This is a genomic window from Pedobacter jeongneungensis, from assembly GCF_000633455.1.
GTDB lineage: Bacteria > Bacteroidota > Bacteroidia > Sphingobacteriales > Sphingobacteriaceae > Pedobacter > Pedobacter jeongneungensis_A.
This window is the reverse complement of the sequence record NZ_AYMG01000017.1, coordinates 77,902-89,834: the sequence shown is the minus strand read 5'-3', so window position 1 is coordinate 89,834 and position 11,933 is coordinate 77,902. Positions and strand designations below refer to the sequence as shown.

Below are 11,933 nucleotides of genomic sequence, written 5' to 3'. Positions count from 1 at the left end.
ATTTTAATCTTCTCTATCTTGGCAAAAGACATTAAAGCTCCTGATTTACTCGAATACAGAAACGACTTTGTAAAAGAAGGTGTGGTTTATCCTTTAAACAAGGTCCATTTTCTTGAATCTGGATTATTAGACAAGCTTCCTATAAGTGATAAAAAGGGCTGGCCTTGGAATATGCAGACTGATGTGTCGGTATACGGCAATAAAAAAAATTGGCCAAAAATCACCATTGTAACCCCTTCCTACAATCAGGGCCAATACATCGAAGAAACCATCAGGGCCGTACTTTTACAGAACTATCCAAACTTAGAATACATTGTGATGGATGGAGGAAGTACAGATAATACCCTCGAAATTTTGGAAAAATATGCTCCTTGGCTCAGCTATTACGAATCAAAAAAAGACAGAGGTCAGGGCCATGCCATTAACAAAGGCTTCAGCTTAGCTTCTGGCGAAATATTTGGCTGGATCAACAGTGATGATCTTTATACAGAAGGTGCTTTTCATGCACTTGCAAAGTCGTTTTCAAAACAAACAGAAGTAGTTTATGGCGATGGACTCATTTTAAATGAAGAACATAATACCCTCGTTTATCAAAAAGCCAATTGGGTAAACAAAAGGTATCTGTTTGTGGGAGGCATTATTATGCAGCATTCTTGTTTTTGGCGATCGAGAGTCCATCTTCCAATTCTGGAGCAGCTGTATTGCGCAGTCGATTCAGAACTTTGGTTTAGGCTCATCCCCAACAAAAAGCTTAAACATGTTAAATTTCCGCTCGGCGTTGTGCGGATCCAGCCCGAAACCAAAACGCATAATGAAAAATTTATAGAGAAATGGAAACAAGACAACTTGATCATCGCCGAACTTCACGATTTTGAGCATACTGTTCCCTACTTCAAATATGTACAATCTAAGTTTTATGTTCTAGAGGCAAGGTATGTTCAAAAGCTTTTCAGGTATCTCAATTTTACAAATACTGCGCCTCACTTAAACAAGATTGTGCTTCCAGACCGAAACAATAAGATCTAGCGCTAAACATTTTGATTTCGGTTATTACATGCTCGATTAGCAAGGCCAAACTGGCGCTTCTTCAAAACAGCTTACAGGCTACCACAAGCTGTGAATATGAGTTAATAGCCATCGACAACAGCAACAATAATTACAGCATTTGCCAAGCCTATAATTTAGGTGCAAGAAAAAGCAAATTCGATGTTCTTTGTTTTGTACATGAAGACATTGAATTTTTAACACCCAATTGGGATCAATACTTATTGGGCCATTTAAAAGAACCCGACATTGCCTTGCTTGGCATATTGGGCAATACGGTTAAAACCATCTATCCATCAGGTGTTTATTCGCCGGTACTAGAAAGCAACCGCATTAACCAGGTACAAAAACTAAGTCACGGATCTGATCAGCATTACTACATCAATCCGCTTGAAGAAAAAAGAAGCGAAGTGGCCACACTTGATGGCATGCTGTTGGGCACTACAAAAAAATATTGGGAAAAAGCCAATTTTGACGAGGCGCTATTGGAAGGCTTTCATGGATATGATGTAGATTTTAGTTTGGCAATGGGCCAACTAGGCAAAGTAGTAGTAGTTTACGACATCTTGATTGCGCATTCGAGTTTTGGAGGAAACAACAAAACCTGGATAGAGAACCAAATCAAAATAGTAAAAAAATGGAGAAGCTACTTGCCTATCTGCAAAGGAGCGGTCTCTAAAAAAATGCTTAAAGAAAGAGAACGGGCCGACCTCAACGATTTGATGCGTTCATTGCTCAAATTAAATTCTCCTTTTGGCATTTCATTGAAATATGCTTGGCTTGCCATCCGCAAAACACCATTTCAACGAATAAACCTACATTTTATCAAAAAACTATTCTTAAAATTAGTAAATGCAGATTAGTTATATCATTTCTGATGAGTTGCCATACGAAAAGCTGATCTGCAATGATGCAGGGCCCGCCTATGCTGCTTCGATGCAATGGCCATGCCTAACGGTGGCAGGCCTAAATGAGCTTGAACAGAACCATGTCTATGTAATTGACAACCGCATTTCGGCTGCAGAATGTGAAGTGATCCACAAGCTTGTTGTAGCAAATCCGCAGGTTTTGTTCGTTGCCAAAATCGTTGATCCGTATTTTGAACATCATATCCATTTTTATTACCAGTGGCTGGCCAAAATTGTACAGCTTAAAAACGTAAGGCTATTTTCTGTTTACGAGCCAAAAGAGCTCGGTTATTTTATTTCGAAATTAAGCGAAAAGCCCGTTATCTATACCTCTTATGTATACGACTCGAGCAGAGAAATAGGCTTAGAAGATTTAGCCAAAAGAAAAAACAAACTAATTATCTCTGGAGCCATCAATTACGAGGTGTACCCCTATCGTTCGGCTATATTGAAAAAAACCAGAAGATCGGTTCTCAGGCCTTTCTTTCATTTTTTAAAACACCCAGGCTATCCTGATGTTACCGATCGGCCTTATAGCCATCAATTTGTAGGCGATAACTTTATCAGCAATTTGGCCAATTTTAAATATATGCTTTTGTGCGCTTCAAGATGTAAGATAGAATTTTACAAGTTTCACGAATGTGCCTATGCCGGATGCCTACCTGTTGGCCAGTCGCCTACTTGTTTTCCAGAAGAGATCAAAAGCTTGTTCACAGAACTCAAACCCGATTCGCTGTTCAAATCCAGCATTCAACTGTTTTATGGATGGGATAAGGCCGAACACCTTCAAAAAATAACTACTTATCGAGATTTTTTACAAAGCACCAGATCGGTACAGCAAATCAACCAGTCTTTCCTTAATCAATTGTAATGGCCAAAGGGCAACCCAGAGTCTTATTTGTTCTTCCCGAATACTATCCACATAGTGGTGGAGGCATCTCTACTTACTATATACAATACATTAAGGCGCTTGCGCCTCATTGTTCGTCCGTCAAAGTGATTGTGGGGAGCGGGTATCTACAAAAAACAGACAAATTCGATTTGGATAACAATGTTAAAGTAGAATACCTATGGCCTGATTTATATAACAGCTACCTTCAAAAGTTCGACAAATTCAGTTTTATACCAGAATACAAATCCAATATTGCCGCAGCATGGGCAATGTGGGAACAGGCAGAAGAAGGCAAAGGCTATGATATTGTAGAATGCACAGATTTTGCCATGGGCTATATTCCCTGGGCGATACATCATGCCACTCCCTTGGTTGTTAGGCTTCATGGCAGTTCTGGCCAAATAGAGATCAATGAACCTGAATTGGAACAGGCAATTTTTGGCGATTTTTGCAGAAGCACCGAAACCTTGTTGCTTGCCAAGGCAGATTGCCTCATTTCGCATAGCAAACAAAATGCAGAATTTTGGCAACCCATACTTCCTGTTGCAAAAATCAAATACATTCCTCCCGTATTTGAAATGATACTCAGCCAGCGACCAATTAGCCAAAAAGAAGATTTTGCCATCATCTGCGGCCGGGTACAACAATGGAAAGGACCAGATGTACTCTGCAAATCCCTTCAAGAATTACAGCGTCCAGAACTGGAGTTCCGTTGGATAGGAAGAGATACCGCATACCGTACAGGCCAATCGAAAGCAAATCAGCTGTCTCAAGATTATCCAATGGTTTGGGGGAAACAAATTAGGCTAACTGCACCTTTACCAACCAAAGAACTAAGCACATTACAGGAGAAAGCCAAATATGCAATAGTTCCTTCTACTTGGGATATGTTCAATTTTACGGTGCTCGAATACATGGCTAACGGAACACCCGTAATATGCTCTGTTGGTGCTGGCGCATCAGAATTGATTGCTAATAGCAAAAACGGTTTCACCTTTGGTATCAACGATAGCAAAGCATTAGCCCAGCTCATTGAAAAAATGAGCAACATCAATGCAAATGAATATGATGAATTGGTAAATGAGGCTCATCAAACCATTAAAAATTTAGCTGGGAGCGAAATCATTCCTTTAAATCTGCAGTTTTACCAAGAAGTGATGGAGAAATTTACCGTTTCCAAACTCAACAATTATTTGGCTTCGGCTTATTTCCCTACAACAAAAAAAGGTTATATGGAACAGCTGTTAGACCAGATCAGCCTGAAAAAACTAAGCGCCTACCTGATGAACAGGATCAAAAAAAAATACACCAAGTGAAGCATAAGATAATCGAAATCGAAGGTCTAAGAGGTTTCTTGTCGTTGTGGGTTTTCGTTTTTCATATCGTAGCCATTACCGGATTTTTCGATACTTTTTTTCAGCAACAAACCATAAAAAACATATTCAACGGAGAAACTGCTGTCGACATTTTTATCATTGTTTCTGGTTTCACCATCTGTATGCTCATTACGAGTAAGCATGAGAAATTCAGTACTTACTTATTCAGGAGATTCATGCGCATTTATCCAATGTACATTATTTGTTTGATTGCAGCACTTCTACTTGGGCAATTGGGAATTATGCCAAAAAATTATGATGAGAATGACTTATACAAGCATATTGGATTACATGTTACCATGTTGCATGGCGTAATTCCTCCAACATTGTTAAAGAATTCTTCTGGTGCTATATTGAATCCGGCATGGTCTATTTCATTAGAGTGGCAGTTTTATCTTATTGCACCATTTCTTTTTGGCATTATAAATAGGATAAAGCTAGTAGGCCCTTTGTTTGCCTTAATTTTATCAATAATACTTATCAGGTTAGCTTCGAGATATGGCGAATGGGACGGAGCGTTTTTATTGAGTAAATTCTCATTGTTTTGGGTTGGCATTTTTTCCTATTATGTTTTTGACTATGTAATAAGGACCAAAGAAAAATTATTTGGTTTGGCAGTATGGCTGGTACCTGTTGCATTATTTATGTATTCAACCCTATTTTCTTATAAGGGAGGTGTTGGAGCTTTCATTTGGTTTCTGTTCTTTTTTGGGCTCTTATCTTCAATTATCAACCCAAAACTTGCATTCAATATTATGCTTGCCCTATTTAGAACAAGGCTGTTTAAGCAATTGGGCGAAATCAGCTATTCGCTTTACCTCCTGCACGAACTTGTTATTTGGATAATATTGTGGGTTTTGTTAAAGCTAAATCCACAAATGAACAATTGGACACAGTTACTTATCCTTGTTTTTATTGGCATTCCAGCAGCATCGGCTTTGGCTAAGCTTTCCTATCGTTTTATTGAATTTCCAGCCGTTAACTGGGCAAAGAAGAAGCTTGTAAAAAATGAAGGATAAACCAACCATAGCGTTGTGCATTCCGGCTTATAACGCGGCAAATTATCTGCCCCGTCTGCTAAAATTAGCTCACGATCAGACTATTCCGTTCCATGAAATTTTAGTGTACAATGATTGCAGTACAGATAATACCGAAGAAATAGCTAGGGCTTTGGGTGCAACGATAATTAACGGCGATGTGAATAGAGGCTGTTCTACCGGAAAAAACCGATTGGCCGAAATAACTACTGCCGATTGGATCCATTTTCACGATGCCGATGATGAGCTGTTGCCCAATTTTACTGCCGAAATGCAGCATTGGCTCACTAATAACCATAATGATTTTAAGGTACTGATCTTAAATTTCAATTACATCAATTTCGATTCTAAGCAACAGCTAGACACGGCTAATCACAACAGAGAAGAGATGCGCCAAAATAGCTTGAAATATGCAATAGAACACAAAATTGTAAACTTCGGGCTCTACGAACGTCTGTCCTTTCTTGAGGCTGGCGGATTTGACACTGATAGGAACGTACTTTATAACGAAGACAAGGCTTTTCACATCAGATTGGCAGCCCATGGTTTAAAATTCGATTACCTCGATACCATTACTTGCATTAACTATCAATACCAGCAAAGCATGTCGGTATCTAACCAATTGAAATGTGCAGAAGCGAGCTACTATGTGCTCAAAAAAACTGCAGATCAATTTGGAGATATTTATCCCATAGAATTAAGCGACATGTTGCTTCAGGCGGCCACAACACTTGCGGCGGTGAATGATTGGCCTTATGTTAGCAAAGCTGTGAAATTGGCAAAGCAGCTTAACAAAAACTTAAAATTAAGCGGAGGCAGACTCTTTAGGGTGTTGGGTATGCTCGATACCTATGCTGCATTTTGGTTGAGGGAGAAACTGATCAGGCTTTTTAAACCCGCACTCAGAAAAAGCAATGGATAAGCCTTTAGTTTCGATAATTATTCCCCTTTACAACGCTGCACAATACATAGAAGAAGCCATTTTATGTATTGTAAACCAAACCTATCAAAATTGGGAGCTCATTATAGTAAACGATGGAAGTACCGATAACAGCTTGGCTATTGCAAAAAAATACGAAAGCGAAAAAATAATCGTGTTGCAACAAGAAAACAAAGGTCAATGTGCAGCCAATAACCATGGATTTTCGAAATCCAAAGGATCATACATTAAGTTTTTTGATGCCGACGATATGCTTTCGCCAAATATGATTGCAGCGCAGGTCGAATTGCTTCTGCAAAACCCTGGCTGTATTGCTTCTGCCAAATGGGGCCGTTTTTACAACAACGACATTACAACCTTTAAATTAAATCCAGAAGCCTGCTGGCAGGATATGGATCCTATCGATTGGATCTGCACAAGCTGGATAAATGGGGCGGCAATGATGCAATGTGCACTCTGGCTCATTCCTAAATCCATTATAGAAAAAACAGGTGGCTGGAACGAAAAGCTCTCGTTAATCAACGATCTCGAATTCTTTACAAGAATAGTGCTGGCTGCTAAACACATCATTTTCAGCTCAGATTCTATTTTATACTATCGATCTGGACATGGCCATACGCTTTCTGCCCGAAAAGACAGGGTGGCACAGCAATCTGCATTTATGGCTATAGACCTCAGTACCGATTACCTCTTGGCAAAAACCAGAAGAGAAGATGCCCTACTGTGCTGTACAAACTTTTTACAACTGTTTATTTATGATAATTACCCATTTAATAGCGACCTGATCAAAAGAGCCGAACATAAAATAAAGGGATTGCTTAAACCGAGCATCAAAATTCCTTTGCCAGGCTCGATAAAGCTGATCAATGAACTTTTTGGTTGGAAAGTTGCCAAATTGATGATGAACTACAAAAGGAAGGCAACGATTTTTTTCAAAGGGCAAAATAAAAATATAGCATGAAGATTTTGTTGATTATGGACCCTGGAATTGCAGTGCCTCCACCTCTTTATGGAGGGCACGAACGTTTGGTCTACATGTTTGCCGAAGAATACCAAAAAATGGGCCATACAGTTCATTTATTGGCAGGGCCTGGTTCAAAAATTTCTGGAACTGCTCATTCTTTTGGTATTAATGATCTTAAAAGGTCCAAGTTTCAAAAAATCAAGGAACTCCTTTTTGCTTGGAAATTTCTGTACAAAAAGAGAAAAGACTTCGATCTGATCCATAATTTCGGTCGCCTGGCTTACCTGATGCCTATACTAAATGCACCAGTAAAAAAAATCATGACCTATGGACGAACCGTAGATGCTAAAAATATCTATGGGATCAACAAATTTGCCAATCAAAACCTAAGATTTACTGCACCAAGTTATGATTGTGTGGCTAGTGCAAAAAGCATTGGGCATTGGACGAGGGTGTACAACGCTATTGATTTTTCAAAATACAAGCTTGCAAAAAATGTTGGCCCAGATGCACCGCTCATCTTTTTAAGCAGGCTCGACCGCGTAAAAGGTTGCCATATTGCCATCCAGGTAGCTAAAGCAACCAATCAAAAGCTGATTATTGCCGGCAATATTTCGGCTTTGGAAAGCGAAAAAGAATATTTCGATAAAGAAATTAAACCGTTTATAGACAATGAGCAGATCAGCTATGTGGGTGTGGTAAACGACGAACAGAAAAACGAATACCTCGGCACTGCAAAGGCCATGTTGTTTCCCATTAATGTGAGAGAAGCCTTTGGTATGGTAATGGCCGAAGCTATGGCTTGCGGCACCCCGGTTATTGCATTTAATGCCGGCGCTACTCCAGAAGTAATTATTAATTCAGTTAATGGCTACGTGGTAAACAATAAGGACGAAATGATACAGACGTTAGATCAAGTAAAACTTATTGATAGAAGCCATTGCAGAGAAAATGCAGAAAGCAGGTTCGATGTAACCGTTATTGCCAACGAATACCTAACCTTATTTGACCACAACTAGGTTGAAAAAAATATTATTGATTACTTCTGGACAACCCTCTTTAAACCCCAGACTGGTAAAAGAGGCCGATGCACTAGCCGAAGCAGGCTACGCGGTAACTGTGATCTATCAGTATTGGAACGCTTGGGGCACTGCACTAGACCAAAAGTTCTTAGCTTCAAAAAAATGGCAAGCCATCCGTGTAAATGGGGATCCAGTCGAGCAGAAGTTTAGCTATTGGCTATCAAAAGCAATTCATAAGACAACAAAAAAAGTAGCAAAGCTGATCGGCATCAATGCAATTACATCGATCTTTGCTTTATCAAGGGGTACCTACGGACTAATTAAAATAGCCAAAAGCATACAGGCAGATCTCTATATTGCCCACAACCTGGCCGCCTTGCCCGCAGCTGTAAAAGCAGCTTCAAAATACAAGGCCAAATGTGGTTTCGACGCAGAAGATTTGCATCGCTATGAGACAAAAACCAACAACATGGATTTTAATTTTCGCCTTATCAAATATGTAGAAGAAGCGTACTTTCCCAAAGCAGATTACCTTACAACGAGCAGTCCACTGATTAGCGAACGCTACCAGTCTATTTTCCCAAAACTGTCTTTTAGTCTGATACTTAATGTTTTTCCCGTCCAAGAAATCGACATTACTATACCGAACAAAGACTACAATATTTTAAAGCTATTCTGGTTCTCGCAGCATATCGGCCTATCAAGAGGATTACAAGACGTAATTTATGCCTTAAAACTATTAGAGAACGAAAAGATTGAACTTCATTTATTGGGCTCGTTAAGCATACAGGTTAAAACTGAACTGGATCAAATCATATCAGCCATTAATTTCAGCAAAGCACCCCAAATCTTCTTTTACGAGCCAATTGCTCCAGACGACTTGTTTAGTTTTGCCAGTCAGTTTCACATTGGTTTGGCTACAGAGCCCAGTTTTTCTATAAATAACGACTTGGCACTGAGCAATAAACTGTTTTCGTATCTGCAAGCAGGTTTGGTCCTAGTTGTTTCTGATACCAGTGCCCAAGAAAGTTTTATTCGGGAGCACCCAAAAACAGGCTCCTCGTATAAAAAAGGCGACCCGCAGCACCTGGCTCAGGTTCTTAAAACCTATATTGATGACGATACCTTACTTAAAAACCAGCAACTCGAAGCCAGCAACAGTGCAAAGTTCAACTTAAACTGGAACATAGAGCAGAAAAAGTTTTTGGCTATTGTTGAACAAACATTGCAATAGCTGGAATTCAATCTAACTGTTCTATCCACTTTATCATTAAACAAACGGAGCTATCAACACCAGGAATAATAATTTAGAAGCAATGCGTGCACTAGCGGCGATTGCAGTCTTTATTTGCCATCTCTTTTCTCTTGTGCCCGAAATGGCTAGATACAAAAACCATTTCACGAACCTATTCACTAATTGGGGCACCGAATCGGTAATAGTTTTTTTCATTATATCGGGGATTGTAATCCACCTGTCGTTTGAAAATCAGCCAAAAACGAAAATAGAATTTATCAAAAATAGGGTTTTACGCCTGTACCCTATATTAATATGCTGTGTGATATTGACAGCTGTAATTGAAAGAATGATTTTTAAAACCCCTTTTTCGCTAACGCATTTCATAGCCAACGCTCTGCCAATTGCAACATTAGACACCTCCATAACTCTTTACCAAAGCAATCCCGTAATTTGGAGCCTATCTTTCGAAGTTTTCTTTTACCTCTGTTTTGGACTATTTTGTATCGGGAACAAGAAGCTAAATAAGAATATGCTTTATTTATGGGCTATATTAGGTTTGATCTGTATTTATTTAAATGTTCAGCCCTATGTCTACCCAAAAGTTTTGGCTCATTTTTTTCTTCTTTTTGCGCTATCTTTTATATGGCTAATCGGTTTCTATATCGTTAAGTTTCGGCAGCTATACAGCAATTCCCATCTTGCTATATTGTCTCTCTTCTCTTTGCCATTGCTTTCGAGATTACATTTGTTCTTCGATTACCTTGATCCAGTAAAATACACCTTATTTGCAATCATTAGCTCGCCATTTTTTTTATACCTGATCAGGAAAAGAGAACAATCGGCTCTGGCTAAAAATAATTTACTTTTATGGACTTATGCCATCATCTTGTTGGGGTCGGCTATTACTTTAGCTTATGACGAGCATTATAGCCCGTTTATCAGGGTATGTTATATCTTTCTTCCTTTCTTTATGCTTATAATGTTCAGTTTCTTTGGCAAGTTATTTAGGTATATTTATTCAAAAATAATCAAGCCCCTGGCCCACATGGGTAAGTTTTCTTATAGCCTTTACCTCGTACATTATCCTATAATCGTTCTATTTGTAGGAATTCAAACTATTTCTTTTGTAATTAAGCTGCTTTTGATATTGATAACTACGAGCATAGCCATATATTTATTCGAATTTAAATTACAGCCCTATTTTAATAAGCTATTTAAATCAAATTGAAAAAATTACTTATTATTTCGCCACACTTCCCTCCTGTTAATGCAGCCGATATGCAACGCATACGAACCAGCTTACTTTACTACAGCGAGTTTGGTTGGGAAGCAGAAATTGTAACGGTTCATGAAAAATACGTTGATATTTTAAATGATCCCCTTTTGCTGAGTTCAATTCCTTCAAATATTAAGGTACATAAGGTAAAAGCTTTTGCTAAAAAATGGACGGCTAAGTTTGGCCTTGGAAGCCTCGCTTTACGTTCTCTTTACTTTTACCGCAAAAAGGTAAACCAGTTACTTGCTTCCGAAGAATTCGATCTGATCTATTTTTCTACCACCGAGTTCCCTTTGTGTGTTTTGGGTGCCTATTGGAACAAAAAATTTAAGGTCCCTTATGTAATTGACATGCAGGATCCTTGGCATACAGATTACTACAAAAACAAGCCACGAAATGAAAGGCCAAAAAAATACTGGTTCTCTTACAACCTTCATAAGTATCTAGAACCAAAAGCAATGGACAAAGTGGCAGGGCTTATCAGCGTTTCAGCAAATTATATTGACGTTTTACATCAGAGATACCCAAAATTGAAATCGAGACCAAGCGCAACGATTACCTTTGGAGCCTTTGAGTCCGATCTGGAAACGGCGAAAGCAAATGCACACGAGCTTCAGTTGCCATATCTCCAAAAAAAGGAAAATTTCAATTTGGTGTATGTTGGCAGGGGGGGCCATGATATGAAACTTGCAACAAAAACCTTATTCACTACATATACAAAAGGCCTCAAAGAGAACATTGAGCTATTTGCCAGTTTTAAGTTGCATTTTATTGGCACAAGTTACGCGCCTAAAGGAAAAGGTCAAACTACCATCAGTCTATTAGCTAAACAATTTGAGCTTTCTTCTTATGTTAGAGAACAAACCGATAGAATAGGCTTTTATGAGAGCCTAAACGCATTGCATCAGGCAGATGGACTCATAATTATTGGTTCTGATCAAGCCGCCTATACCGCGTCCAAGCTCTATCCTTATATTTTAGTAAAAAAGCCGTTATTAGCAGTATTTCATTCAGATAGTAGTGTAACTTCAATTATAGAAAATTGTGACGCAGGCCAGTTGATCAGGTTTAATGATACTGCAGCACAAGCATATGCCACATTAACGTCCTATTTGTTAAACGTAAAAAATAAAATAGATCCATTAACCAATTGGGATACCTTCGAACCCTATACCGCCCGTTTTCTAACGGCCAGACAAGTTGATTTATTCAACGAGGCAATCGAAGAATAAAATTT

11 protein-coding genes are annotated in these 11,933 nt (G+C 38.8%); all 11 read left to right on the top strand.

The window, feature by feature from the left end:
• Positions 1 to 18: 18 nt before the first annotated feature.
• The 11 genes from U859_RS31180 to U859_RS0116525 are packed head-to-tail and all read left to right on the top strand — an operon-like array spanning position 19 to position 11,928.
• Entirely contained in the window at positions 19 to 1,026 is a 1,008-nt protein-coding gene (locus U859_RS31180) for a glycosyltransferase family 2 protein (RefSeq protein WP_025144457.1), read from the top strand.
• Between the two features lie 11 nt (positions 1,027 to 1,037).
• Positions 1,038 to 1,907 (top strand): glycosyltransferase, encoded by an 870-nt coding sequence (locus U859_RS0116575; protein WP_025144456.1) that lies wholly within the window; start codon positions 1,038 to 1,040, stop codon positions 1,905 to 1,907.
• Complete coding sequence (locus tag U859_RS0116570; protein ID WP_025144455.1) at positions 1,897 to 2,823, top strand: hypothetical protein; 927 nt, start codon at positions 1,897 to 1,899, stop codon at positions 2,821 to 2,823. The genes U859_RS0116575 and U859_RS0116570 overlap by 11 nt, the downstream gene beginning before the upstream one ends.
• A complete protein-coding gene (locus U859_RS0116565; RefSeq protein WP_084153092.1) occupies positions 2,823 to 4,160 on the top strand; it encodes a glycosyltransferase family 4 protein in 1,338 nt (445 codons plus the stop codon). Before U859_RS0116570 ends, U859_RS0116565 begins: the two co-directional genes overlap by 1 nt.
• On the top strand, positions 4,157 to 5,239 hold the full coding sequence (locus U859_RS31655; RefSeq protein WP_162799965.1) for an acyltransferase family protein: 1,083 nt from the start codon (positions 4,157 to 4,159) through the stop codon (positions 5,237 to 5,239). Before U859_RS0116565 ends, U859_RS31655 begins: the two co-directional genes overlap by 4 nt.
• The gene (locus tag U859_RS0116550; protein ID WP_025144452.1) at positions 5,229 to 6,179 is read left to right on the top strand and encodes a glycosyltransferase family 2 protein; all 951 of its coding nucleotides are present in this window, start codon (positions 5,229 to 5,231) and stop codon (positions 6,177 to 6,179) included. The genes U859_RS31655 and U859_RS0116550 overlap by 11 nt, the downstream gene beginning before the upstream one ends.
• On the top strand, positions 6,172 to 7,158 hold the full coding sequence (locus U859_RS0116545) for a glycosyltransferase family 2 protein (RefSeq protein WP_025144451.1): 987 nt from the start codon (positions 6,172 to 6,174) through the stop codon (positions 7,156 to 7,158). The genes U859_RS0116550 and U859_RS0116545 overlap by 8 nt, the downstream gene beginning before the upstream one ends.
• Positions 7,155 to 8,180 carry a glycosyltransferase gene (locus U859_RS0116540; RefSeq protein ID WP_025144450.1) on the top strand — a complete coding sequence of 342 codons (1,026 nt, stop codon included), beginning with the start codon at positions 7,155 to 7,157 and terminating at the stop codon, positions 8,178 to 8,180. The genes U859_RS0116545 and U859_RS0116540 overlap by 4 nt, the downstream gene beginning before the upstream one ends.
• A 1-nt stretch (position 8,181) precedes the next feature.
• A complete protein-coding gene (locus U859_RS0116535) occupies positions 8,182 to 9,417 on the top strand; it encodes a hypothetical protein (protein ID WP_025144449.1) in 1,236 nt (411 codons plus the stop codon).
• A gap of 52 nt (positions 9,418 to 9,469) precedes the next feature.
• Positions 9,470 to 10,648 (top strand): acyltransferase family protein, encoded by a 1,179-nt coding sequence (locus U859_RS32675; RefSeq protein WP_410477229.1) that lies wholly within the window; start codon positions 9,470 to 9,472, stop codon positions 10,646 to 10,648.
• Positions 10,645 to 11,928: a hypothetical protein gene (locus tag U859_RS0116525; protein ID WP_025144447.1), complete on the top strand. Its 1,284-nt coding sequence runs from the start codon at positions 10,645 to 10,647 to the stop codon at positions 11,926 to 11,928. The genes U859_RS32675 and U859_RS0116525 overlap by 4 nt, the downstream gene beginning before the upstream one ends.
• Positions 11,929 to 11,933: the final 5 nt, after the last annotated feature.

Bases quoted from the DNA above. Each gene is read 5' to 3' on its own strand.
- U859_RS0116570 (WP_025144455.1), top strand. From the start codon at position 1,897: ATGCAGATTAGTTATATCATTTCTGATGAGTTGCCATACGAAAAGCTG.
- U859_RS0116565 (WP_084153092.1), top strand. From the start codon at position 2,823: ATGGCCAAAGGGCAACCCAGAGTCTTATTTGTTCTTCCCGAATACTAT.
- U859_RS0116550 (WP_025144452.1), top strand. From the start codon at position 5,229: ATGAAGGATAAACCAACCATAGCGTTGTGCATTCCGGCTTATAACGCG.
- U859_RS0116545 (WP_025144451.1), top strand. From the start codon at position 6,172: ATGGATAAGCCTTTAGTTTCGATAATTATTCCCCTTTACAACGCTGCA.
- U859_RS0116540 (WP_025144450.1), top strand. From the start codon at position 7,155: ATGAAGATTTTGTTGATTATGGACCCTGGAATTGCAGTGCCTCCACCT.